The sequence below is a fragment of the Croceibacterium mercuriale genome, from assembly GCF_000802385.1.
In the GTDB taxonomy this organism is placed as follows: domain Bacteria; phylum Pseudomonadota; class Alphaproteobacteria; order Sphingomonadales; family Sphingomonadaceae; genus Croceibacterium; species Croceibacterium mercuriale.
The window spans coordinates 762,724-786,220 of the sequence record NZ_JTDN01000002.1; the positions used below are offsets into that span (position 1 = coordinate 762,724).

The 23,497-nt window shown below is 68.2% G+C and carries 20 protein-coding genes; 9 read left to right on the forward strand and 11 right to left on the reverse strand.

All coding sequences use genetic code 11. The features are described 5' to 3' along the window. Positions 1-6: 6 nt before the first annotated feature. Positions 7-1,341 (reverse strand): outer membrane beta-barrel protein, encoded by a 1,335-nt coding sequence (locus PK98_RS13140; RefSeq protein ID WP_081996235.1) that lies wholly within the window; start codon positions 1,339-1,341, stop codon positions 7-9. A gap of 17 nt (positions 1,342-1,358) precedes the next feature. Further along, a complete protein-coding gene (locus PK98_RS13145) occupies positions 1,359-1,922 on the reverse strand; it encodes a polysaccharide biosynthesis/export family protein (RefSeq protein WP_039097289.1) in 564 nt (187 codons plus the stop codon). A gap of 209 nt (positions 1,923-2,131) precedes the next feature. Here PK98_RS13145 and PK98_RS16070 point away from each other — a divergent pair, with 209 nt between their 5' ends. The 4 genes from PK98_RS16070 (at position 2,132) to PK98_RS13165 (ending at position 8,528) form a co-directional block, all read left to right on the forward strand. Continuing rightward, positions 2,132-3,217, forward strand: coding sequence for a glycosyltransferase family 4 protein (locus tag PK98_RS16070; RefSeq protein ID WP_052208670.1), 1,086 nt, complete (start codon positions 2,132-2,134; stop codon positions 3,215-3,217). Between the two features lie 182 nt (positions 3,218-3,399). Next, complete coding sequence (locus tag PK98_RS16075) at positions 3,400-5,784, forward strand: GH12 family glycosyl hydrolase domain-containing protein (protein WP_052208673.1); 2,385 nt, start codon at positions 3,400-3,402, stop codon at positions 5,782-5,784. 126 nt (positions 5,785-5,910) lie between these two features. After that, a complete protein-coding gene (locus PK98_RS13160) occupies positions 5,911-7,263 on the forward strand; it encodes an O-antigen ligase family protein (RefSeq protein WP_039097290.1) in 1,353 nt (450 codons plus the stop codon). After that, positions 7,260-8,528 (forward strand): hypothetical protein, encoded by a 1,269-nt coding sequence (locus PK98_RS13165; RefSeq protein ID WP_152608665.1) that lies wholly within the window; start codon positions 7,260-7,262, stop codon positions 8,526-8,528. Before PK98_RS13160 ends, PK98_RS13165 begins: the two co-directional genes overlap by 4 nt. On the opposite strand, the gene PK98_RS13170 is transcribed toward PK98_RS13165, so the two are convergent. Then, entirely contained in the window at positions 8,529-9,614 is a 1,086-nt protein-coding gene (locus PK98_RS13170) for an acyltransferase family protein (RefSeq protein ID WP_161792443.1), read from the reverse strand. 64 nt (positions 9,615-9,678) lie between these two features. Between PK98_RS13170 and PK98_RS13175 the strand changes: the two genes are divergently transcribed. Next, positions 9,679-10,779: an acyltransferase family protein gene (locus tag PK98_RS13175; RefSeq protein ID WP_039097294.1), complete on the forward strand. Its 1,101-nt coding sequence runs from the start codon at positions 9,679-9,681 to the stop codon at positions 10,777-10,779. 154 nt (positions 10,780-10,933) lie between these two features. Here the strand turns inward: PK98_RS13175 and PK98_RS13180 are convergent, their stop codons facing one another. The 7 genes from PK98_RS13180 to PK98_RS13210 form a co-directional block, all read right to left on the reverse strand. Beyond that, positions 10,934-11,998: a glycosyltransferase gene (locus PK98_RS13180; RefSeq protein ID WP_161792444.1), complete on the reverse strand. Its 1,065-nt coding sequence runs from the start codon at positions 11,996-11,998 to the stop codon at positions 10,934-10,936. Continuing rightward, complete coding sequence (locus PK98_RS13185) at positions 11,995-12,936, reverse strand: WecB/TagA/CpsF family glycosyltransferase (RefSeq protein ID WP_052208675.1); 942 nt, start codon at positions 12,934-12,936, stop codon at positions 11,995-11,997. The genes PK98_RS13180 and PK98_RS13185 overlap by 4 nt, the downstream gene beginning before the upstream one ends. Before the next feature lie 366 nt (positions 12,937-13,302). Continuing rightward, entirely contained in the window at positions 13,303-14,709 is a 1,407-nt protein-coding gene (locus PK98_RS13190) for an exopolysaccharide biosynthesis polyprenyl glycosylphosphotransferase (protein WP_039097296.1), read from the reverse strand. Positions 14,710-14,842: 133 nt separating this feature from the next. Beyond that, on the reverse strand, positions 14,843-15,892 hold the full coding sequence (holA, locus tag PK98_RS13195) for a DNA polymerase III subunit delta (protein ID WP_039097297.1): 1,050 nt from the start codon (positions 15,890-15,892) through the stop codon (positions 14,843-14,845). 7 nt (positions 15,893-15,899) lie between these two features. Continuing rightward, positions 15,900-16,397, reverse strand: coding sequence for an LPS assembly lipoprotein LptE (gene lptE / locus PK98_RS13200; RefSeq protein WP_039097298.1), 498 nt, complete (start codon positions 16,395-16,397; stop codon positions 15,900-15,902). Positions 16,398-16,407: 10 nt separating this feature from the next. Continuing rightward, complete coding sequence (gene leuS, locus PK98_RS13205; RefSeq protein WP_039097299.1) at positions 16,408-18,930, reverse strand: leucine--tRNA ligase; 2,523 nt, start codon at positions 18,928-18,930, stop codon at positions 16,408-16,410. Positions 18,931-18,943: 13 nt separating this feature from the next. After that, positions 18,944-19,399, reverse strand: a complete 456-nt coding sequence (locus PK98_RS13210) for a DUF3576 domain-containing protein (RefSeq protein WP_039097300.1) — start codon at positions 19,397-19,399, stop codon at positions 18,944-18,946. 409 nt (positions 19,400-19,808) lie between these two features. Between PK98_RS13210 and PK98_RS13215 the strand changes: the two genes are divergently transcribed. The 4 genes from PK98_RS13215 (at position 19,809) to PK98_RS13230 (ending at position 23,167) form a co-directional block, all read left to right on the forward strand. Continuing rightward, complete coding sequence (locus PK98_RS13215) at positions 19,809-20,558, forward strand: hypothetical protein (protein ID WP_039097301.1); 750 nt, start codon at positions 19,809-19,811, stop codon at positions 20,556-20,558. 144 nt (positions 20,559-20,702) lie between these two features. Beyond that, a complete protein-coding gene (gene phbB, locus PK98_RS13220) occupies positions 20,703-21,425 on the forward strand; it encodes an acetoacetyl-CoA reductase (RefSeq protein ID WP_039097302.1) in 723 nt (240 codons plus the stop codon). 102 nt (positions 21,426-21,527) lie between these two features. Beyond that, positions 21,528-22,922, forward strand: a complete 1,395-nt coding sequence (gene fumC, locus PK98_RS13225) for a class II fumarate hydratase (RefSeq protein ID WP_039097303.1) — start codon at positions 21,528-21,530, stop codon at positions 22,920-22,922. Continuing rightward, positions 22,919-23,167 carry a ribbon-helix-helix domain-containing protein gene (locus tag PK98_RS13230; protein ID WP_039097304.1) on the forward strand — a complete coding sequence of 83 codons (249 nt, stop codon included), beginning with the start codon at positions 22,919-22,921 and terminating at the stop codon, positions 23,165-23,167. The genes fumC and PK98_RS13230 overlap by 4 nt, the downstream gene beginning before the upstream one ends. Here PK98_RS13230 and PK98_RS13235 read toward each other — a convergent pair. Next, a complete protein-coding gene (locus PK98_RS13235) occupies positions 23,161-23,400 on the reverse strand; it encodes a hypothetical protein (RefSeq protein ID WP_039097305.1) in 240 nt (79 codons plus the stop codon). The genes PK98_RS13230 and PK98_RS13235 overlap by 7 nt on opposite strands. Positions 23,401-23,497: the final 97 nt, after the last annotated feature.

Below are 23,497 nucleotides of genomic sequence, written 5' to 3' on the forward strand. Positions count from 1 at the left end.
CCGTCCTTATGGATGGATCGTCAGCGTCAGCAACGCGGCGAGTTCGTCGAAATCGGCCACGCCGATCGTGGCGGGGCTGGCATTGCGCCTGGTATAGGTCAGCCCCAGCCGGAGGTCGTACCAGCGGGGTGCGAAGTATTCGGCGGAGGCACCGGCCTGGCGCACGCGGAAGTCGAGGGGGGAGCGGACATAGTTGATCTGCCCCGCATATCCGCTGACGCCCAGCAACAGGTTGCGGCGCACCGCCCGCTCCACCGTCAGCCGCGCGCTGTTCTCGAAAAAGGCATCGCCGCCGATCGGCGCCTCCTGCAGCAGCCGGCGGCCGCGCACGGTGACATTGGTCAGCGGGTCGGCGAACCAGGTCAGTTCCCCCTGCGCGGACAGGCCGGAGATCGGCTCGTAGGCCGGATCGTCGAAGCCACGGCGGGTATAGCCGGCGGCGATCGTGCCCCGGAAACGGCCGGGCAGGTCGGCATTGACCCCCGCCAGCAGGCGCCAGCTCTGGCTGTCCCGGGCCGGTTCCAGCGTGGTGCCGGGAAACTGGTAGTCGGTCACCACATAGTTGCCCTGCAGATAGACCACCCCGCCGGGCGTGAAGGCGTACTCTGCCTGCGCCGCGCCCGTGAAATCGCGGCGGTCCCGCGCGGCCTGGCTGATCCGCACGCCATCATCCTGCTCCAGGTCCGCGAAGCTGTAATCCTCCACCGCGGCAGTGGCGCTGAGGCGGGTGCGGCCGGCCTGGCGCGCGGCGCGCAAGGCGCCGAACGCGCGACGGTAGCGCGACAGGATCGCGGTGGCGGCATCGAGCCCGCTGGTGAAGGGCTCCTCCTGCACGCGCGACACGCGTGCCTCGGCCCCCAGATTGGCATAGTCGCTCAGGTCCAGCCGCCCGCTGGCCCCCAGGTCCCACTCGTTGCGGTTCAGCCGCTGCTCGCTGGCGAAGCGGGTGAGCACGGCAGAGGCGTTCAGGTCGATGCGGTGGCGGGCCCAGTCGCTGCGGACATCCACGCCCGGGCTGATCCGTGCATAGATGTCGCCATCGGGGTCGCCGCCGGCCAGGAAGGGGTTGTCCGATGCGCCGATCCCGGTGCCGACCCGCGGCAGGATCAGCAGCGTGCCGCGCCGGATGCCCAGGGGGCCATATTCCAGCAGGATCTGTTCCCGCAGGGACAGGTTGCGGTCCTGATCGTAATCCAGCGGCAGCACCGGATCGATGATGATACCGTCCTGCACCAGTGCCTGGCCCTGTGCCTGCATGGCGGGGGTGCAGCACGCGGCCAGCAGGACGGCGCAGAGCCGCCACGCCCATGCGCGGGACCGGCCAGTCGTTCGGGTGGCCATGTCGACGGGGCCGGTGCCTAGAACAGCCGTTCGCCCACGCGCAGCGTGTCACCCGGCCAGATCCGCAGATCGGCCGTGAGGCGGTAGGCGCGCTCGCCGTCGGAGCCGGCCTCGCGGATATACAGCACCCGCTTCTCCGACCGGGGCGTGAAGCCGCCCGCCGTGGCGATCGCGTTCAGCGCGGTCAGTCCGCTGGCGAATTCGTACCGGCCCGGCTGGTCCACCTCGCCCAGAATGAAATACGGACGCAGGGTGATCAGTTCGACGTTGACGCGCGGATCCTTCAGGTACCCGTCCGCCAGCCGGGTGCGGATCGCCTCGGCCACGCTGTCGGCGGTCTGCTCCGTCACCGGAACCGCGCCGATCAGCGGCACGGAAATCGTGCCGGCGGGCCCGACCGGGAACTCGCCCGACAGGTTCTCTTCCCGATAGACGGTCACGCGCACGCGGTCGCCCACGCCCAGCAGGTAACCGTCATCGACAACCTGGTCGGAATAACGCGCGCCGCTGGCGATGGTCTCGCCGCCAACTGTGGCGCAGGCGCTGAGCATCAGCGCCAGGAGGCAGATCAAGAAACGCACCGGAAACCCCCAGGCATGCCGGCAGCAGACGCCGGATCGCTGCAGTTTTTTTACGCCCGGGCAGCAGGCGTGGCAAGCGGCGCGGCATCGTTCCCGCGGGCTGGCGCGCGCCTGCCCCATTTTGGCTCGCCTGCAATGCCGGCTTGAGGAAGCATGCTGCCTGCCGCACAGCGGATCGGCGCCGGTCGGTGCGGCGCTAAGGGGAACAGATGAGCAGCAGCATCCGGCGGATCGTGATGGTCGCCCCGCATTTCGAGGAATATGCCTTCCTGCTGGCGCGGGCGCTGGCGCGCGAGGCGGCCGTGCTGCTGGTGGTGGACACTGCCCGGCTGGACGCCGACTACCAGGATCGGCCGCGCCCTGCGGCGGCGGCCGTCACGCTGCGGCACTGCACCTTCGGCGCGACCGAGCTGCCGGGGCTGGCGCTGGCGATCGCCCGCTTCCGCCCTGACGTGCTGCACTGGCAGGAACCTTCAGGCCTGGTGAAGGCGGTCATGGCGGCGGTGACCGTCACGCTGGCCGGCCCGTTCTGCCGCACCGCGCTGACGATCCACGATGCGGTGCCGCATTCCGGGCGGGACGCCACGGTGGCCGCCCGCCTGGCACCGGTCCGCCGGTTTACCCGGGCACGGGTGCAGCGCCTGTTCGTGCATGGTCCGTCATGCGCCGAACAGTACCTGCAGGAGTACCTGCCCGCCCCGCATCGCGACCCGCGCCTGCGCCTGACGGAGCACGGCACCATCCTGGCCGGACCCGCTGTGCCCCCGCCGGCCGGGTTCCGCGTGCTGATGTTCGGCCGCATGGAAGCCTACAAGGGGCTGGACGTGCTGCTGGAGGCCTGGCGGCTGCTGGTCGCGCGCGGCGTGACCGCCGCGCTGGAGCTGGCGGGATCGGGACCGGAACTGGACCAGCTGGGACCAGAATTCGCCGCGCTGCCTGGAGTGACGGTCACGCCGGGCTACATCTCCTCCGCCCAGGTAATCGCCAAGATCGGCGCGGCGGATGCGCTGGTGCTGCCCTATCATAGCGCCACGCAGAGCGGCGTGCTGGCGGCGGCGATGGGCAATGGCCGCTTCGCCGTTGCCTCCCGCGTGGGCGGCATTCCCGACACGATCGAACACGGCAATAACGGCCTGCTGGTCGAACCCGGCGATGCGGCCGGGCTGGCCGATGCGCTGGCGCGGCTGGCCAACGATCCCGCGCTGCGCCGGCACCTGCAATCGGGCGCCGCCCGCACCGCGGCAACCCGGCTGGATTGGGAACTGATCGCCCAAGGTATTCTGGCAGACTATTGAATTCATTGAGGCTTTGCGTCCCCTGGCGAACATGGATCATTAGCGGAAACCCCCTAGTTAAATCAGGGCCACGCTAGATGGATCGTCAAGAGGAATGAAACTGGGTTAACCGACAATAGAGACCTGACTCAAACCCCTTGACCCTAAACCCCGAAAAGTGGCGACTTTCTGGGAGTTTGATAATGACCGAAGTCATTAATGGTTCGGCTGGGAATGATCTGTTTCATGGTGGCGATGACACGCTGCTGATTGGCGGGCTGGGAAACGATGTCTATTACTTGTGGTCGGCAACGTCACGGGCAGTAGAACAGGACGGCGAAGGCTTCGATACTATCTATGCCGGGTTCTGGGGCGCGGCCATCATGCCCGAAGGGTTCGAGGCGCTGTGGCTGACCACGATGGGCAGCATCGCCGGGATCGGCAACAGCACCGCCAACCAGATCCATGGCGGGCCGGTGATGGCGACGCTGAACGGCAAGGGCGGCGACGACATCCTGCATGGCGGCACCGGGCCTGACCTGTTCGTGGTGGAGGTCGGCAACGGCAGCGACACGCTGGTCGGGTTTACCTCCGGCTTCGACACGATCCGGCTGCAGGGCTACGGCTTCACCAGCTTCGCGGCCGTCCGGGGCGCGGCCACGCAGGCCGGCACCGACGTGGCGATCGCGCTGGGCAATGGGGAGCGGCTCACGCTGGCGGGCATCGACCTGGCCGGGCTGCAGGCCGCCGATTTCGGCTATTCCAACGTGGGCGCGCCTGTGCCGGACGGGCTGGCGCGGATCAGTGGCGAAGGCACGGTGGCGGCCAACGGCCTGTATGTGCACAACAATGTCTGGGGCGCCCACGGCCTGACGCCAGGCGTCGATTTCTTCATCGACAGCACCTACAAGCCCGGCGACTTCTCCGCCGCGACCACCTTCAACTGGGACTTTCCCGCCACCACCGATCCCTATGGACCGGTGCGCGGCTATCCGGAGCTCTTCTTCGGCGCGGCGCCGTTCGGCGATACGGTCAATGCGGCCGACACGACCCGCACCTTCCCGGTGCAGCTGTCGTCCATCAGTGCGCTGACCACCACTTTCGACACGAGCATGACGGGCAGCACCGGCAGCTTCAACATCGCCTACGACATCTGGCTGACCAGCGCGCCCAATGGCGGCCCGGGCGAGATCACGAACGAGATCATGATCTGGACCCATGCGCACGAACACCAGCCATGGGGCGACAAGGTCGGCAGCTTCGAGGTCAGCGGCATCGCCGCCGAAGTCTGGCATTTCGACACCTACACCGCGGTGATCCTGGCAGACGACATGATGGCCGGCACGATCGACCTGGTGGACCTGTTCGCCAAGCTGGAGCAGCTGGGCATCGTCAGCCAGAACGAATGGCTTGCCTCCGTGCATTTCGGGGCCGAGATCATCGGCGGCGTCGGCTCGCTGACGATCAGCCAGTTCGACATCCGGATGACCGCCGAAGGGGCGGACGGCACGCTGACCACCACGCTGGTCGATGGCACCGGCGCGCAGGTGCTGGACGTGCAGGCGCCCACACCCGACGGCGGCATCCCCGGCCTGACCGCCGTGCATGACGAATATGGCCTGCTGACCGGCTACATCAGCGAGCATCAGGATGCGGTGGGCGATCCGCTGATCCGCCAGTACGATACCACCGGCACGCTGACCGGCTGGGACATCATCGTCACCGTGGCCGACGGCCATGTCTTCACCAAGCATTTCGATGCCCGGGGCGTGCAGGTGGGCTACGATGCGGTGTACCGGCAGGGAGATGCGCTGGGTCTGGCCGCCTATGACAGCAGCGGCGCATTGCTGAGCTTCGCCCGCGAGTACCAGCGTGGTACCGCCAGCACGGAGACATTGCTGTACGATGCCGCATGGCAGCTGACCGGGCGTGAGCTGAAGGCGGTGTCAGGCAACACCACCACCATCAGCCACTATGCGGCGGATGGCAGCCTGACCGGCAGCACGGTGACGATCGCCGGCGCGGATGGTGCGGTCACCCGGGTCGAGCAGCGCGGTGCGGACGGCATGATCGACCGCTACACGGTGACGCAGGTCGATGCGGACGGCGTGCTCGCGGCGTTCCAGCATGATGGCGACGACCGCTTCCTGGGGGCCCATCATCGCTGGGTCCGGGATGACGGCGTGACCGTGCAGGCGGATTACGATGCCGGCTGGTCGCTGACCGGCCACACTTATGTCGGCACGGCAGCGGCCGACACGCTGTACCTGGCGGAAGGCCGCACGCTGGTTCTGGCTGGCGGCGGGGCCGACCACATTGTCGCCAGTCGCGGGGCCGACACCATCCATATCGGCCTGGGTGGCGCGCCGGTGACCATCGACGGGTTCACCGCGGGCGAGGACCGGCTGGTGCTGGAACTGCAGGGCAGCCATTCCACGATCGCGGCGAACATGGCCACGCTGACCTACCACGCGGCGAGCGGCCAGGTGCTGTTCGATGCTGACGGGGCCGGTGCCGGCGCTGCCGTGGCGGTGGCCCAGTTGGCGGCGAACCTGGGGCTGGGTGGCGGCGATCTGCTGATCGCCTGACCGTCGCCTGCCGCATGACAGGGTGGGCGGTCCTGCCACAGATCGGGACTGTCCGCCCTGCCGCGCATGATTGCTGCCGCTTCGGCCGGCTGCTACTTCGCGCAATGTTGTCCGCGCGGAGCCACCATGCAATCCACTGACCTGCGCGGCTGGCGCGGCCTGTCGCTCGACGATCTGCGCCAAGCGCTGGCCGTGGTCGTGCTGGGCGGTGTCGTCTTCATCAGCTCGACCAGGCTGACGCTGCTGCCGGGCGATTACCTGTTCGCCGGCGATTTCAGCGGCGAGGGCAATGTGGTGCGCCAGCTGCTCTATGTACTGGGCGCCGGGCTCATGCTGCTCACGGCCGATCCGCTGCGTCAGCCGGGCCGGCTGCTCGCCATGTCGCTGCCGATGCTGGCGCTGCTGGTCTGGTGCGTGGCCAGCATCGGCTGGTCCGTCGAGCCGGGCGTGGGCCTGCGCCGGCTGGTGCTGGCCATCCTGGTGATCTGGATGTGTTTCCGCACGATCGACGTGCTGGGTCCGCGCGCTGCGCTGGCGGTGGTGCTGTATGTCTCGTTCGGCCTGCTGATCGCCAACCTGCTGGCGGTGGCGGTGCACCCGGCGGCGATCCACCGGCTGCGCGGCGCGATCCTGGACGATTCGATCGTCGGCGCGTGGCGCGGCGTGATGCCGGAGAAGAACGGCGCCGGGTTGCTGACGGCGGTCACCATCATCCTGCTGTGCTTCGGTATCGGCCGCCTGGCCCTGCTGCTGCGCATCGGCCTGATCGCACTGGCGGCCATTTTCCTGCTCGGCACCCAGTCCAAGACCGCGATCGGCCTGGTCGGCATCGGCGTGATCACGGGCGGGCTGTACCAGCTCTATTCGCCGCGGCTCCGCCTGTTCCTGCTGCCGCTGCTGGCGATCGTGGGCGCAGGTGCGGTGCTGGCGGCGTGGGTCTACCTGCCGCCGCTCCTGCTGGAACTGGACAGCAGCCTCGACGCCTTTACCGGCCGGATCCAGATCTGGCGGGTGATGGTCGTCTATATCGCGGACCATCCATGGTTGGGCGCCGGGTTCGGCTCGGTATGGAACGTGGGACCGGCCTCGCCGATCTACGATTACAGCAGCTCCCCGTGGATCACGAAGCTGATCGCGGAAGGGCACAATGGCTATCTCGATGTGATCATGCAGCTCGGCATACCGGGTGCCGTGCTGGCGGTGATCGTGCTGTTCGTGCTGCCGATCGCCAAGCTGCTGACGCTGGCGCCGGCCGCGCGCGATCTGGCGGGCGTGTGCCTGGGTGTGCTGGTCTTCTCCGTATTCCACAATCTGACCGAATCCAGCATCCTGTCGCCGGACCATTTCGGTCAGGTCATGATCGTGATCGCGGTCGCGGCTACGGATCAGCTGTGCGGCGGCTGGTGGCGGACGGGCCGTGGCGCCGGATGGCGCGCCGACAGGCCACCCTTGGGCCGCGAGCGGATCGAAGCGGCATGAACCACTGGCTGGTGGACAAGGCCGGACGCTACCTCGCGGCGGCGGTCGGGCCGATCGGGGTGGCGATCACCCATTTCGGGCTGGCGCTGGTGCTCCTGCGGCTGCTGCCGCCCGCCGCCTTCGGCACCTTTTCCGTCCTGCTGGTCGCCATCCAGCTGAGCTGGGGCATCTGGAGCGCGCTGCTGTGCGCTCCGCTGCCGGTGTTCCTGTCGCGCGGCGATGCGGCCGCGCGCGAAGCGGGGGAGGGGACGCTGTTGCGGCTGAACCTGCACGGGGCGATCATCGCGGTGCCGGTGTTCGCCGCACTGGGTCTCGCGCTGGACCTGCCGCGTTTCAGCGCCGCCTGCTTCGCGCTGTTCGGTGCGGTCGCGCTGCTGCGCTGGTTCGGGCGCGCCTTTGCCTACGTGCATGGCCGGCAGGCTCGCACGATGATGTCGGACCTGCTGTACAGCGTGGTCGTCATCGCCGTGCTGGCGCTGCTGGTGGCCGGGCTGGGGCGCGATGTCGAGCAATCCTGCTATCTGGCGCTGCTGGCCGGGGCCACGGCCGGGCTGCTGCCGTTCGGCCGGCACTATCTTGCCCGCATGGGCGGCTGGCGGCCGGCGGTGCTGCGCGAGTCCCTGCGGGAGTACCGCACGATCTGGCAGGGCCAGTCCCGCTGGGCGCTGCTGGGCGTGATGACGACGGAGGCGACCGCTAACGCCCATGTCTACATCGTCACCGCCATCAGCGGTGCCGCCGCCTTTGCACCGATCGCCGCCAGTGCGCTGCTGCTGCGCCCGGTCAACGTGGCGCAGAATGCGCTAGCCGATTTCGAACGACCGATGCTGGCGCGCGCGATCGGCGCGGGCGAACTGGCGAGCATACCGCGTTCGCTGCTGGTGTTCCGGCTGGCGCTGATCGGCATCTGGCTGGGTACGATCGCGGTCGGGGCCGGGCTGTTCGTGTGGGCGCCGGATCTGCTGTTCCCGCCGGCCTACGACCTGGATTTCCTGATCGTCGCCGCATTGTTGTGGGCGGTGTTCGCGCTGCTGCGGCTGCTGCAGACGCCCGAAAGCGCCCTGCTGCAGGCCGCGGGCGAATTCCGTGACCTGGCCATGGCCAGCGTCTGGTCGGCGCTGGGCAGCGTGATCGCGGTCACCGGGCTGGTGCTGCTGGCCGGCACGCTGTGGTCGATCGGCGGCATCGTCGCCGGTGCGGTCGTCTATCTGTGGTGGACCTGGCGCTTCGCCCGCCGCTGGCTGCGAGCCGCGCCAACCGCCTGATCAGGCGACCACTGGCAGCGGCGGTCGCTTGCGCCCGGTCAGCGCCGCCAGCCGGCGGGTCAGCGGACGTTCCAGCCAGCGGAAGATCAGCCAGCCACCGACATTGCAGGCCACCAGCGCCAGCGCGACGAACAGCGCCGGCCCCGCGCGCATGGCCGCCAGCGGCGTCCGCTCCCACACGGCATACAGCACCATCAGCATCAGCGGGTGGAACAGATATGTGCTGTAGGATGCATCGCCCGCCGCCTCCGCCACCAGACCGGCGCGGGGGTAGCGATGGCCTGCATGGCTGGTGCACAGCCACGCCGACAGGCCGCCCGCCACCGCGAACAGCGCCTGCCACCACACCGGCATGGGAAAGCCGCCGCCAGCCGCCAGGAAGATGGCGATCGCCGCCCCCAGCACCGCGACGGTCCCCGCAACCGGATGGCGCACCTGATGCCACTGCGTCCGGCGCAGCTGCACCAGCCCGATCACCAGCCCGATGACGAACAGCAGCGTGATCGGATCGGACCAGAACGGCAGCGGGCTGGTGGGATCGCGATACGGTACCAGTGGCCACACCAGCGATCGCAGCGCGATCACCAGCGGAAAGAAGCCGAGCAGCACCGGCAGGCCGATCCGCCGCGGCAGCAGCAGTGTGGCGGTGAACAGCACGTAGAACAGCATCTCGTAATTCAGCGTCCAGCCCTGGCCGACGATCGGCCGGGCAGCCTCCATCCCCGTGCCGGCATAGGGGATGAACAACAGCGAGCGCACGACCATGTCCGCTGTCAGCGCCTCCCCCCGGGCGACCTGCGCCACCGCGAAGGGGATCGTCGCCAGCCAGTAGAGCGGCACCACGCGCACCACCCGGCGCAGCGCGAACCGGCGCGCCGCCTCCGCCGACCCGAACTCGCGATCGGCACTGTGGATCATGATCAGCCCGCTGATGACGAAGAACACCGCCACCCCCAGCCAGCCCAGCGCCCAGGCCAGCCGGTAGAACTCCTCGGGCAACAGACCGCGCCGGATCGGATATTCCACCGCATGCGTCGCCACCACCGCCGATGCGGCGAGCCCGCGCAGGGTCTGCAGGTGAACCAATTTGGGCTTTGCCGGCACCATATTTCTACCCTGTCGCATGGCGTGTTGTTGTAGAAGCATCCGCATGGCCACCGCACCCCGAACGAAGACCACGATCCTGTCCCTGCAGGTGATGCGCGCGCTCGCGGCGCTGGCCGTCGTCGCCTACCACGTCGGCATCATCATGGCAGAGCCGAAATATGGCGCCATGGGGCAATTCGAACGGCCGACCGGGCTGGGCTGGCTGGGCGTGAACTTCTTCTTCGTGCTCAGCGGCTTCATCATCTGCTTCGCCCATGCCCGCGACATCGGCCAGCCGCGCAAGCTCGGACCGTACCTGTGGCGGCGGTTCGCCCGCGTTTACCCGGCATACTGGGTGTTCCTGACCCTGTTCGTCGTCGCGGCACTGGCGGGCTTCGGCTATGTCAGCTTCTCCACCGACTGGCGCAACATGCTCACCGCCTACACGCTGGTGCGCTTCACCGACACGCCCACCCTGCCGCTGAAGGTTGCCTGGACGCTGGTGTTCGAGGTGTTCTTCTACGGGATGTTCGCGCTGCTGATCGTGAACCGCTGGCTGGGCATCGCGGCCTTTGCCATCTGGGCGGCGGCGATCGTGTGGACATCCTTCATCGTCGGCACGACCACGATCAACCTGGCCAGCGCCTGGGCGGTGAACTTCCTGTTCGGTGCGCTCGCCTACTGGCTGTTCGTCCGCACGACCCCGCGATACGGCCTGCCCCTGCTGCTCGGGTCCGGGGCGGCGCTGGCGCTGCTGCTGGCCAGCCCGCTGTTCAATGCCGACATCGAGGCGCAGCAGGGCGCACCCGGCCCGCTGGTGCTGGTAGGATTGCTGATGATGGGCGTGATGCTGGGGGGCGCAATGACCGAACGGCACCGGGGCTATGCCCCGTCGCGCCTGATGCTGCTGCTGGGGGAGGCGTCGTATTCGATCTACCTCGTCCATTCGGCCGTGATCTCTGCCATCTGCCTGATCCATGCCCGCCTGATGCCAGGCCTGCTGCCGCAACCGGTAATGTTCGGGGTCATCTTCGTGGGCAGCACCTGCGCGGGCGTGGCGGCGCATCTGCTGGTGGAGCGGCCGCTGGTGCAGCTCGCCCGGCGCCTGCCGGCGGGCCGCTGGGCTCAGCTGCCGCACGAATGGTTGCGGCGGCCGATCGTCTGATCGCCTGGGCTGCAGGTTCACCAGCGCGCAGCCACAAGCGCGACCACGCGCCCCACCCAGATGCCGGAAACGAGGCGGCCTCAGGCTACCGAACAGTCCGAGCCAAATGACCGGACCGGCTTCTACACCCGCCAAGGCATGATGCCCGACTGATTTACGCGTTCACGGCCTGGTCTGTGGCGGTCTGCTGCAGCGCCTGCGCCAGTTGCGCCGCCGCCGCCTGCCAGCCCAGCGACTCGCGCACCCTTGCCGACTGTGCCTGGCCGCGCCGGCGCAGATCGTCCGCTTCAGCGGTCGCCAGGAAGGCCGCAGTCTGCGCGATATCGGCCGCCGGATCGACGATCAGTCCGTCGAACCGGCCCACGATGTTGCGTGCACCGGCGAGGTCCAGCGCGATCGGGAACATGCCGCAGGCCAGTGCCTCCAGCACGATCAGCGGATACGAATCGATCGTGGACAGATGCACCAGCACGTCGCTCACCCGCAGCCGCTCCATCAGTGCGGCGGGTTCGATCCAGCCGGTCAGGTGGACATGGGCCGCAAGGTCATGCGCGGCGATCAGCGCGCGCAACGCCACAAAGGTCGCCTCGTCCGCGCCGCCGGCGATCTCCAGCGTGAACGGCACGCCGCGATCCCGCAGGGCGGCAGCGACCTCGACCACCTTGAAGGTGCCCTTCTCGCGCGAAAGGCGGCTGGCATGGAGCAGTCGCAGCGGGCCGGTCTGCGCGGCGCGGGGTACCGGGAGCAGCACTTCGGCCGGCAGGAAGGTGCTGACGGCGCTCTGCGGCACGCGCCCGGGCAGGGCGACTTCCTCTGCCTGGGTCGGTGCCAACAGCGCAATGCGTTGCGCCCGGCCCAGCAGGCTGCGGCTGAGCGCACGCAGGCGCGGATCGCGCTGGGAACGCCAGTTGCTACCCAGATGCGGCGTCACCATCACGCGCAGGCCGAGAGCGCGCGCGACAAGGATGTAGGCCAGATCCGGCAGGTTCACATATTGCAGCCACACCACGCCGTGGCCGCCCAGCCTGAAACGGGCCACACCGGCAATCCCGCCCAGCAGTTGGGACAGCGTGCGCGCCGAGAGATAGGCGGTGTAGGTGCCGGCATGGCGGACGCTCAGCGCGGGGAAATGGTCGGCCAGCGCCTGCACCGCACGGGTGCAGAACGTCTCCACCCCGCCGAAATGCCGGGGTGAGCCGCCAAGAACCAGGACTCTCATTCGCCGGTCGGTTCGGTCCAGCCGCGCGGGCCCGGCACCGGACCGGCGATCACCTGCCGCGCGCTGCGCTGCCGCAGCACCGCCGCCAGGAAGGTGGCATTGCCCAGAAGGTAGCGGCTGGCCAGCCGGCGCGGCTCCTGCAGCAGGCGATAGGCCCATTCCAGCCGGAGATTGCGCACCGTCACTGGCGCGCGGCTGACGCGGCCGGCAGCGAAATCGAGGAATGCGCCCACGCACAGGATCGGCGCGGCCAGCGCCTCATGGTTGCGCGCCGCCCACAACTCCTGCCACGGATTGCCCATCGCCACGATCACCAGAGCCGCACCGGATGCAGCGATCTGCTGCAGCAGGAGGGGTTCGTCATGTGGCGTGAAATAGCCATGCTGCGTGCCGACCACCGTGATGCCATGGCGCTGTTCCAGCACCGTTGCCGCATCCTGCGCCACGCCGGGCCGACTGCCCAGCAGAAACACGGGCGTGCCGGCAGGCAGGGCATCCAGCAGTGCCGGGGTCAGGTCCGTGCCGTTCAGGTTTTCCGGGAAGCTGGCACCGTATAGCAGGCGGCTGGCGAGATCGACGCCGATGCCGTCATTGAACACGGTGGCGTGGCGCAGCGCCTCGCGCAGGTCGGCACGACTGTTGGCGAGGTTCGCGGTGTGAGCATTGCAGAAGGCGAACATGCCCCCTTGCCGCCGGGTGACCTGGTCGACGATCAGCGCAACGGCCTGCGGGCCGGACAGTGCGGCCACGTTCACGCCCAGGATCTGGCGGACATCGGGCCCGGCACCGACCGGCGCGCGGTTGTCCGACACGGCAAGGGGGTAGGCCTGGGTTCGCCGGGCGCCTGTGTTCGCGCTGCCGCGCGGCGATGGCGGAGCGAAGTCGATACTTGCACGATGGCTGTGCGCCACGTCGGCAAATGGGATGTCACGGCGCATAGTGCCTCCGGCGACAAGTAAGGGTTAAGATAAAGTATTGCAGAAAGACTATCAGGTCTTTGAACGGCGATCACGGGGAACGTGATTAGATCGGGTTATGATCGCGTTGCTAGCAGATCATTGCAGCCGAGCAACGGCTCGGGCGAGCCGTTTCCACGATGTGCCATCACGGCACAAATCCAGACAGCCAGTGTCGAACACAAGACAAAGCGAAAGTGCATCATCGGCGTGGCGCAACTAGCCCTGCCCGGGCGCATGACCCCGCGGGCTCAAAGCCCGGTGCGTGGTCCCGATGATGAGGAAATTGGTTTCAGGCCAGACCGGATGGAAGGTCGTTGCCGGCCTGCCGTCCGTTCCGGAACCGGGTCAGAATGCCCGGTCGTGCACCACCACCTTGGCGGTGGCGAAGATGATGCGGATGTCGCGCCAGATGCTCCAGCCCGCCAGATATTCCAAGTCCGCCTGCAGCCGACCCGTCAGATCGCTTTCCTTGTCGGTCGCGCCGCGAAAGCCGCGGATCTGCGCCAGGCCGGTAATGCCTGGACGCAGGCAGTGGCGCTGCCAGTAGCGGCGGTCCACCTGCCAGAACAGCTTGTTGCCCGCCTGGCTGCCCAGCGCATGGGGACGTGGGCCGACGATGCTCATGTCGCCCTGCAGCACGTTGATCAGCTGCGGCAGCTCGTCCAGACTGGTCTTGCGCAGGAAGGATCCGATGCGCGTGATGCGGTCGTCATCCTTGCTGGCCGACCGGTTGCCGTCGGCATCGGACTGCTCGACCTTCATGGATCGCAGCTTGTAGATGCGGAAGAACCGGTTGCCCTGACCCAGCCGCCGCTGGCGGAAGAACACCGGCCCGCCATCCTCCAGCTTGACCAGCAGCGCCGCCGCCAGCAGCACCGGGGACAACGCCAGCAGCGCCAGGCCCGATACCAGGATGTCGAACATCCGCTTGGCCGCCCGGTCGCGCATGCCCAGCGGTCCGGTGGATACCAGGAGGGAGGAAACGTCCGCATTCTCGCGATGGACCACGCCAAGGGCGCCGATCTCGCGCACGATGCCACTGGTCACCTCGCCATGCACGCCCGAACCCTTCAGCACCATGGCCCAGGCCGCGCGCAGTTCGGGCGGGCAGTTCACCACCACCTCGTCCATGTTGCGCAGGTACCGTGCCAGCCGGTCCAGCATGTGCGGGTCGTCCAGCACCGGCGAGAGCCCGTGCTCGTACGCGTCGATGCGATACGAATGCGGGATGGCGATGGGCGGGCCGCCGGCGTCGATCAGCAGCAGGTTCATGGGGCTGGGACCCCAGTGCTTGCGGATCCAGCGGGTCGTGAAGAAGCGCGTGGAGGACAGCACCAGCAGTGTGGAGCTCACCCCGCCGAACAGCACCAGACGGGAGAACGAGTCGGAGACCTTCACGAAATAGGCGATGAAGGTCAGCAGGACGGCGGCGATCAGCACGGCGGATGCCATGCGGCCGGCCGCCTGCTTCCAGTCGGTCAGCGTGATCAGCGAATAGGTGCCGTTGTGCAGCGCGATCGTCAGGTAGATGGGCAGCAGCAGATTGCCGACCAGCAGTTCCGCCGCATCGGGGACATGCCCGAACCACAGCAACGCCGTGCCGAAAAAGCACAGGACGAGCAGCGCGGAATCAAGCGCGATCTGCGTGCCGTAGACCTGCAGCCGCTTGCGTTCCAGCGAAGGGGCAAGACCACTTGGCGAAACACGGGGCAGCAGCCGCTCGCCTTCAATTCTGAATGCCGGTGCGTTCATGGTGCCGTCCCATGCAGTTTGCTGACTATCGCGTCCCCGTCAGGGTTGCGGGCATAACGCAGGCGCTGCAACTTGGCCATCCGTTTGTGCGGTTGCGAACGAGCCTGTCCCTTAACGGGGCAGCGCCGCCCGATCACCGCCGCGTGGAGGCAAAGCGGGTGATCTCCGCCAGATCCTGCGCCAGCAGCAGGGGTGCGGCCGCACTGTTGGCCAGCAGGGTGCGGTGCAGCCCGGCCAGCCGGCTGACCAGCCGGTCCAGCCGGCCCGCATCCCAGCGCTGCATCTGCCGTTCCAGGTCGGCCCGGTCGCGCCAGAACACGCGCCGCGCGCGCTGCTCGTTCTCCAGCAGGTCGGCAATCCGCTGTCCGCCGCCGGCGGCGCGGGCGGTCAGCTGCGCCAGCTGCGCCGCGCGCCGCTCGATCGCCAGCAGCACGCCGACCGGGTTCAGCTCCAGTTCGGCCATGCGCGCCAGCTCCGCCGGGAGGCGCTGCGTGTCGCCACCCAGCACCGCGTTGACCAGCGGCATGAAGCCGTCCTCCTCCGTCCGCGCGCCGATCGCGTCCAGCGCCTCGCCATCTGCCAGCCGGGGCGCGAGCGGGGAGGCGTCGAGATAGAGCGCCAGCTTGTCCACTTCGGACTGGCACAGGCGCAGGTCCAGCGCAGCGCCGCGCGCGATCCGTTCCGCCAGTTCGGGCGACAGCTTCAGCCCGGCACCCGCGGCCATGCGCGCGACCTCCGCCGTCACGCTGCGCAGGTCGGGCGGGTAGAACATCACCGCCAGTGCATCCTTGCGGGGGATCAGCAGCTTGGCGGTGCGGCTCTTGTCGCTGGCATTGGTGGCGACGATGATCACCGGGCAGGCGCCGTCGGCCTCCCCTCCATCGACCAGCGCCAGCAGGTTGGCGACCGCATCATGCGCCTCGTCCCCGCTACAGCGCACGCGGATGTAGCGGTCGGTCCCGAACAGGGAGGAGGAGCGCGCCTCGTCACCCAGCCGGACGGGATCGCTGCGCAGTTCGCCCCCGCTCAGCTCGACCCGCTCCCCCGCATGGGGCAGCAGCGCCACCAGCTTGTCGGCCGCGGCGGCGGCGCCGGCCTCGTCCTGGCCGCACAGGAAGCTGACGCGCATCGGGGCGCCGCCACGCTGCGCCAGTTGGAGGTAATCCTTGCCGGTGGCCTTCACTGGCGCCCTATTGGGTTCGGCGCAGGGTCAGCGCCAGCCGGGTGGCGATCTGGTCCGCCAGTTGCAGCGCCAGGCTCTCCTGCGCGGTCTGTTCGGCGGCGATGGTGGCGTACTCGCTGGACACCACGTCGATTCCGACGTCGGACCCGGCGGTCGCGTCGAGCACGATGGTCCCGCTCGCCAGATCGATCAGCTGGTAACGGGCACGCAGGATGTAGCGTTCACGGCCCACCGTCTCGTTGGTGAGGACGCCAAGCCCCTGCAACTGCTCGTCCAGCAGCACGTCCAGCCGGTAGGCGGCGCCGCTGCCGGCACCCTCGGCGCCCTGGCCCAGCTCCTGCCGCAGCGCGTCGCGCACCAGCCAGCCGGCGCGCCCCTCGATCGGCGGGACGTCCACGGCGGCCAGACCGCGCGCGATCGCGCCGGAACCGCCGTTGCTGTACAGCGGCTGCAACCCGCAGGACGCGGTGCCGAGCGCGAGCAGCAGGACCGCGAGCGCCTTCATGCCGGCCCGGTCAGGCAACGATGTTCACCAGCCGGTCGGGCACTACGATGACCTTGCGCACCGTTGCCCCGTCCAGCGCACGGGCGACCTTCTCGCTCGCCAGCGCCAGTGCCTCCAGTTCGGGATTGGGCAGGCCCTTGGGCACGATCAGCGTGTCCCGCAGCTTGCCCTTGACCTGCACCGCCACCGTCACCTCGTCCTCCACCAGCAGGGCCGGATCGACGGACGGCCAGGCGGCCTGCGCCACCAGGCCCGGCTGGCCGGTCGCGGCCCAGGCCTCTTCCGCCAGGTGCGGCATCATCGGCGAAACCAGCAGCAGCAGCGTGCGGATCGCTTCCGACCGGCTGGCGGACGGCGCCGCCTTGTCGACCGCGCCCGCCAGTTCGTAGATGCGGGCGACCGCCTTGTTGAAGGCCAGCGCGTCGATGTCGGCGGTCACCGCCGCCACCGTCTGGTGCGTCTTGCGGGCCAGCGCCTTGTCCTCGCCCGTGGCGCCGCCGTCGAACTGGCCGAACAGCCGCCACAGCCGCTGCACGAAGCGCGCGCAGCCCTCGATCCCGCTTTCCGACCAGGGCAGGTCGCGTTCCGGCGGCGAGTCGGAGAGCATGAACCAGCGCACGGCGTCGGCGCCATGCCGATCGACGATCACGTCGGGATCGACCACGTTCTTCTTGCTCTTGGACATCTTGACCACGCGGCCGATCTCCACCGCGCCGCCATCGGCGGTCAGCAGCGCGCCTTCGGCGGAGCGGCTGATCTCGTTGGGTGCGTAATAGGTCGTGCGGCCGCCATCGTCGCGGCTGTAGGTTTCGTGCGTGACCATACCTTGCGTGAACAGCGCCGCGAACGGCTCCGCCACGTCCAGCTTGCCGACATGCGCCAGCGCGCGGGTCCAGAACCGGGCATACAGCAGGTGCAGGATCGCGTGCTCGATCCCGCCGATATATTGCGCCACCGGCATCCACGCGGCGACCTCCGCCGGGTCGAACGCCCTGTCCGCCGGCTGGCTGGCGAAGCGCAGGAAATACCAGGAGGAATTGACAAAGGTGTCGAGCGTGTCGGTTTCCCGCCGCGCCTGTCCGCCGCAGGTGGGGCAGGGCACGTGCTTCCACGTGGCATGGCGTTCCAGCGGATTGCCGGGCGTGGCGAAATCCACATCCTCCGGCAGCACCACCGGCAACTGCTCGCGCGGGACCGGCACCACGCCGCAGGCATCGCAATGGATGAAGGGGATCGGCGTGCCCCAGTAACGCTGGCGGCTGACGCCCCAGTCGCGCAGGCGCCACACGGTCTTGCCTTCGCCCCAGCCTTCCGACTCGGCGCGGGCGATGACCGCTGCCTTGGCATCCGCCACACTCATGCCGTCCAGGAAGCCTGAATTGACCAGCACGCCGTCGCCGGTCTCGGCCTGCGTCGGCACAGTGTCAGATGTGTCAGCTACGCCTGCCGGCGCGACCACGCGCAGGATCGGCAGGTCGTACTTGGTGGCGAATTCGAAATCGCGCTGGTCGTGTCCCGGCACGGCCATGACCGCCCCGGTGCCATATTCCATCAGCACGAAGTTCGCGATGAACACGGGCAGCTCGGCGCCGGTGAAGGGGTGGCGCGCGGTGATCCCGGTGTCGAAGCCCAGCTTGTCCGCCGTTTCCAGCTCCGCCGCAGTGGTGCCGCCCTGCTTGCACAATTCGACGAAGGCCTGCGCCTCGGGCGATCCGGCCGCCACGCCCTGCGCAATCGGGTGATCGGCAGCGACCGCGATGAAGCTGGCGCCGAAGATCGTGTCAGGACGGGTGGAGTAGACCTCCACGCTGCCGCCGTCGGACGTCGCGAAACTGAACTGCAGCCCCTGCGACTTGCCGATCCAGTTCTCCTGCATCAGCCGCACCTTCTCGGGCCAGCCTTCCAGCTGACCCAGGCCGGCGAGCAGATCGTCGGCAAAGGCGGTGATCTTCAGGAACCACTGGTTCAGCTTGCGCTTCTCGACCACCGCGCCGGAGCGCCAGCCGCGCCCGTCCACCACCTGTTCGTTGGCCAGCACGGTCATGTCGACCGGGTCCCAGTTCACCGCCGATTCGCGGCGATAGACCAGCCCGGAATCATACAGGTCCAGGAACAGCGCCTGTTCGTGGCCATAATAATCGGGCTCGCACGTCGCGATCTCGCGGCTCCAGTCCAGCGCGAAGCCCAGCCGTTGCAACTGCGCCTTCATCGTGGCGATGTTGTCGCGCGTCCAGCCGCCGGGATGGACGCCCTTCTCCATGGCGGCGTTCTCGGCCGGCATGCCGAACGCATCCCACCCCATCGGATGCAGCACCTCGTGGCCCTGCATCCGGCGCGCACGGGCCAGCACGTCGCCCATCGTGTAGTTGCGCACGTGACCGATATGGATGCGCCCCGAGGGATAGGGGAACATCTCCAGCACGTAGCTCTTGGGCCGGTCGCTGGTGCTGTCGGCGCGGAAGCACTGGGCCTGGTCCCACGCGCGCTGCCAGCGGCTGTCGGCCCGCGCCGGATCAAACCTGGTATCGGTCATGCGTGGCCGCCGGTCAGAGCGCCGAGCGGCGGCGCAGGTCGCGCGCCTTGGTCAGGATGATGTCTTCCAGCTTCTGCACGGTGGCGGCCTGCACCGGTGCCTCCACCCAGGTGCCGTTCTGCAGAACCTGGCGGCTGGCGGCGACGCGCAGGGCATCGGCACGCAGATCCTGGTCCAGGATGGTGACGGACACCTTCATCCGCTCGTTCGTGGCATCGGGATTGGCGTACCAGTCGGTCACGATCACGCCACCGGCGCTGTCGGTCTGGGTCAGCGGCATGAAGGACAAGGTTTCCAGCGCGCCGCGCCACAGATAGGAGTTCACCCCGATGGAGGTCACCCGCGCCGCGGCGACATCCGCCTCCGGCCGTTCGCGCCCGCCACATGCGGCCGTGCCCAGCAGCAATGCGGCACCGACGGCAAAGGGGACAAGGCGGCGGGGGGAGGAATTTGGGATCAGCAAGGGCATGGTCGTTCCTGTACGGTGGGGACGCTATACTGGTCGCGCATGACGCGGGCGAAAGCACAGATCCGCCCGTGCCTCTATTCGACCCGTGCACGCGCGGCAAGCGGCGGCGCACTCCCGCCCTCCGACCGGTGAACCGCCACTGAACTGGTGGCGGCCGCCCGCCTGCCGCCCGCCTGCCGCAATGTCATATTGTTGAAGGTTTGCCACAGGCAGATAAAAGTTTCGGGGCGTCATGTGCCATGCTGGCGCACGCAACGTTAATGTCATACAAGGTCATCAATTGACACGGAATCACCGTGACGGCGTGCCGGGTTCCCCTGGGAACCGTCAGGCGTGATCGGCGTCTGCAGTGGCGACGTGTTTTGGGGGAATGGGTTAAAAAGTGGGCAAGCAGGCAGGATCAGGCAGGATGCGCAAGGTGGTGACGGGCCTCGTCGCCACGGCATTGCTGGTTGGCGCGCCGACGGCGGGCTGGGCGTTGGGCGGGTTCAGTCCGGCTGCCGCCTCGCTGCCGCGAATCGGTTCGCTGGAACTTGGCGGGGCGGTGTTCACTCCGTCGGATGTCGATCCCGCGGTCGCCAGTCTGGTGGCACTGCGTGGCCAGGGTATCGGGCTGGACCGCTTCACCCCTGCCGGGGCCAATCCGCGCACCGGCCGCACGGTCACCGTTGCTGTTCGTGTCGATGATGGTGCCGCCCGCTTCGCCACCGTCCGTTCCGCTCGCGGCGGCGCGCTTGCGGTTGCCGGGTCCGAGGATGGCGGGGGGCTGCGCATCACGCCGACCCGTTACAATCTGGGCGTGGCCCGCGGGCTGCAATCCTTCGCCAAGGCGGCGCCGGTCCTGTCGCGCACGCTGTCGGATGCGGCGATCCCCAACTTGGCCGATTTCCGCCCGACCCCTGCCGCGCAGGAGCCGGAAAGCCGCTTCGCCGCACGCATCGCCGTGGAAGAGGAAGCCCGTCCCGCGCTTGCCGCGCGCCCGGCCGATCCGCGTGGCGACCAGACGGTCAATGTGGCGGGCAGCTATCGCCTGACCCGCAACCTCGATGTGACCGCAGGCGTACGCTATTCGCAGCAGCAGCACCGCATCACGCCCGCACAGGACGTGTCGCACAAGGAAGGGCAGGCCGTGTATATCGGCACGCAGTTCCGCTTCTGACGACAGCGCATCTGCAGCATTGAATGACGCAGTTGCAGCAACGAATTGTTGCAGAAAACCCCGCCATTGTGCGGGGTTTTTCTTTGCGCTGTCTGCACGGTTGCGCCTAGGAATGTTGCTCAATTCAAATGTCTGGAGAGATACATGGCGCGCGTAGCAATCGTCACCGGCGGAACCCGGGGCATCGGTCGAGCCATCTGCGAGGCGCTGGCGGCTGACGGGTTCACCGTGGTGGCCAATTATGCCGGCAACGAGGAAAAGGCCCGCGCCTTCACCGAAGAGACCGGCATTCCCGCATACCGCTGGGATGTTGGCGACCACCAGGCCGTAATGGACGGCATCGCCAGGGTGGAGGCGGAGGTCGGCCCGATCGAGGTGCTGGTCAACAATGCCGGTATCACCCGTGACGGCACGCTGCTGAAGATGTCGTTCGAGGACTGGAACGAGGTCATGCGGATCAATCTGGGCGGATGCTTCAACATGGCCAAGGCCGTGTTCCCCGGCATGAAGAGCCGTGGCTGGGGCCGGATCGTCAGCATCGGATCCATCAACGGGCAGGCGGGCCAGTACGGCCAGGTGAACTATGCCGCCGCCAAGAGCGGCATCCATGGCTTCACCAAGGCGCTGGCACAGGAAGGCGCGCGCTTCGGCATCACCGTCAACGCCATCGCACCCGGCTACATCGATACGGAGATGGTTGCCGCGGTGCCGGAAGCGGTGCTGGAGAAGATCGTCGCCAAGATCCCCGTCGGCCGGCTGGGCCAGGCAAGCGAGATCGCCCGCGGTGTCGCCTTCCTCTCGTCGGAGCAAGGCGGCTTCGTCACCGGCTCGACGCTGTCGATCAATGGCGGCCAGCATATGTATTGAGTTACGCCCGTGCGGCAGGCAAAGGGGCGCGCATACGGCCCTTTGCCCGCCCCGGGGCAGGTGGCCATCCTGTCAGCGCCGGGGCATGAAGGACTTGCACCAATGGCCGAGACGCGCACCGAAAGCGACACGATGGGCACCATCGAGGTTCCCGCCGACCGCCTGTGGGGTGCGCAGACGCAGCGCAGCCGCCAGAACTTCCGCATCGGTGGCGAGCGCATCCCCCTCCCGATCGTCCATGCGCTGGGCACCATCAAGCGCGCTGCCGCGCTGACCAACGCGAAGCTGGGTCTGCTGGACCAGGGCCTGGCAGACGCCATTGCCGCCGCTGCGGCCGAAGTCGCTGCGGGCACGCTGGACGACCACTTCCCGCTGGTGGTGTGGCAGACCGGCTCCGGCACGCAGAGCAACATGAATGCCAACGAGGTGATCGCCAACCGCGCCTCCGTTGCGCTGGGCGGCGAGGTCGGGACCAAGAAGCCGGTCCATCCCAACGATCACGTCAACATGTCGCAGTCGTCCAACGACACCTTCCCCAGCGCGATCCACATCGCCGCCGCGCGTGAAGTGGCCGAGACGCTGCTGCCGTCGCTGAAGGCGCTGCATGCGGAACTGGCGGCCAAGGCGGCAGGCTGGAACGGCATCATCAAGATCGGTCGCACCCACACGCAGGACGCGACCCCGCTGACCCTGGGACAGGAATTCTCCGGCTATGCCCGCCAGGTCGAGGCCGGGATCGCCCGGATCGAGGCGACCATGGGCGGTCTGTACGAGCTGGCGCAGGGCGGCACCGCCGTTGGCACCGGCCTGAATGCGCCCAAGGGGTTTGCCGAAGGCGTGGCGGAGCAGATCGCCGCCGATACCGGCCTGCCCTTCGTCACCGCCCCCAACAAGTTCGAGGCGCTAGGAGCCGAGGACGGACTGGTCTTCGCCCATGGCGCGATCGTCACCCTGGCATCGGCGTTGTACAAGATCGCCAACGACATCCGCTTCCTCGGCTCCGGCCCGCGGTCGGGTCTGGGCGAGCTGGCCCTGCCGGAGAACGAGCCCGGATCCTCCATCATGCCGGGCAAGGTCAACCCGACGCAATGCGAGGCAATGACGCAGGTCTGCGCGCAGATCATGGGCAATCACACCACCATGACCTTTGCCGGCAGCCAGGGGCATTTCGAGCTGAACGTCTATCGTCCGGTGCTGGGCTTCAACTTCCTGCAGTCGGTCAAGCTGATGGCCGATGCGTCCGACAGCTTCGTCGAGAACCTGCTGAAGGGGCTGAAGCCGCGCGAGGACAACATCGCCCGGGGTCTCGGCAACTCGCTGATGCTGGTGACCGCGCTGGCGCCGTCGATCGGCTACGACAAGGCGGCGGCCATTGCCAAGAACGCGCACAAGAGCGGCGCCACTCTGCGCGAGGCGGCGATCGAGAGCGGCGATGTGACGGGTGAGGAGTTCGATCGCGTGGTGCGGCCGGAAACCATGCTGGGTCCGGACGCCTGACCGGGGAAGTCTATCATCCGCCGATCAAGCGGTCGGTGGAGATAGAGGGCCACCGCACCTCCATCAGTCTGGAGCCTCTTTTCTGGGACTGGCTGAAGGAGGCGGCGGCGGCCGAGGGCGTGCCGTTGTCACGGCTGGTGGCGCGGATCGATGCGGAACGCATCGCCGCGCCCACGCCGCCGGGCCTGGCCGGCGCGATCCGCCTGTGGCTGGCGGCGCGCCGGGCGCAAGGGACCGGTCAGTAGGTGGAGGGGGGATCGCTGGCCGGGAAGCTCTGGTCCGAGCTTTCGTCGGTCGCGTCCCACTCGGCATTCTTGCCGCCGGCCATGGCGGCCGGCCCGCTGCTGCGGAACTGGGCGAAGTTGTCGTCGGTGTTTTCACCCTTGGCGAACGCGGCATGGTTGCGCTTCTCGCCGGTCATGTACTTGTAGAGACCATATCCCGCCGCGCCCAGGGCGGCCATTCGCAGCAATGCCATCGTTCACTACCTTTTTCTTGTCTGTGGCCGCATCAACGCGCCGCAGAAAGAAAGGTTCAGCGTATCTGTCCTCGCTTAGCGATTGCAGGCAGGCAGG

What these genes read in the sequence shown, in the direction of transcription:
- PK98_RS13140 (WP_081996235.1), bottom strand. Translation starts at nt 1,341, where the DNA reads ATGGCCACCCGAACGACTGGCCGGTCCCGCGCATGGGCGTGGCGGCTC.
- PK98_RS16070 (WP_052208670.1), top strand. Translation starts at nt 2,132, where the DNA reads ATGAGCAGCAGCATCCGGCGGATCGTGATGGTCGCCCCGCATTTCGAG.
- PK98_RS16075 (WP_052208673.1), top strand. Translation starts at nt 3,400, where the DNA reads ATGACCGAAGTCATTAATGGTTCGGCTGGGAATGATCTGTTTCATGGT.
- PK98_RS13160 (WP_039097290.1), top strand. Translation starts at nt 5,911, where the DNA reads ATGCAATCCACTGACCTGCGCGGCTGGCGCGGCCTGTCGCTCGACGAT.
- PK98_RS13165 (WP_152608665.1), top strand. Translation starts at nt 7,260, where the DNA reads ATGAACCACTGGCTGGTGGACAAGGCCGGACGCTACCTCGCGGCGGCG.
- PK98_RS13175 (WP_039097294.1), top strand. Translation starts at nt 9,679, where the DNA reads ATGGCCACCGCACCCCGAACGAAGACCACGATCCTGTCCCTGCAGGTG.
- PK98_RS13180 (WP_161792444.1), bottom strand. Translation starts at nt 11,998, where the DNA reads ATGAGAGTCCTGGTTCTTGGCGGCTCACCCCGGCATTTCGGCGGGGTG.
- PK98_RS13185 (WP_052208675.1), bottom strand. Translation starts at nt 12,936, where the DNA reads ATGCGCCGTGACATCCCATTTGCCGACGTGGCGCACAGCCATCGTGCA.
- PK98_RS13190 (WP_039097296.1), bottom strand. Translation starts at nt 14,709, where the DNA reads ATGAACGCACCGGCATTCAGAATTGAAGGCGAGCGGCTGCTGCCCCGT.
- lptE (WP_039097298.1), bottom strand. Translation starts at nt 16,397, where the DNA reads ATGAAGGCGCTCGCGGTCCTGCTGCTCGCGCTCGGCACCGCGTCCTGC.
- leuS (WP_039097299.1), bottom strand. Translation starts at nt 18,930, where the DNA reads ATGACCGATACCAGGTTTGATCCGGCGCGGGCCGACAGCCGCTGGCAG.
- PK98_RS13210 (WP_039097300.1), bottom strand. Translation starts at nt 19,399, where the DNA reads ATGCCCTTGCTGATCCCAAATTCCTCCCCCCGCCGCCTTGTCCCCTTT.
- PK98_RS13215 (WP_039097301.1), top strand. Translation starts at nt 19,809, where the DNA reads ATGCGCAAGGTGGTGACGGGCCTCGTCGCCACGGCATTGCTGGTTGGC.
- phbB (WP_039097302.1), top strand. Translation starts at nt 20,703, where the DNA reads ATGGCGCGCGTAGCAATCGTCACCGGCGGAACCCGGGGCATCGGTCGA.
- fumC (WP_039097303.1), top strand. Translation starts at nt 21,528, where the DNA reads ATGGCCGAGACGCGCACCGAAAGCGACACGATGGGCACCATCGAGGTT.
- PK98_RS13235 (WP_039097305.1), bottom strand. Translation starts at nt 23,400, where the DNA reads ATGGCATTGCTGCGAATGGCCGCCCTGGGCGCGGCGGGATATGGTCTC.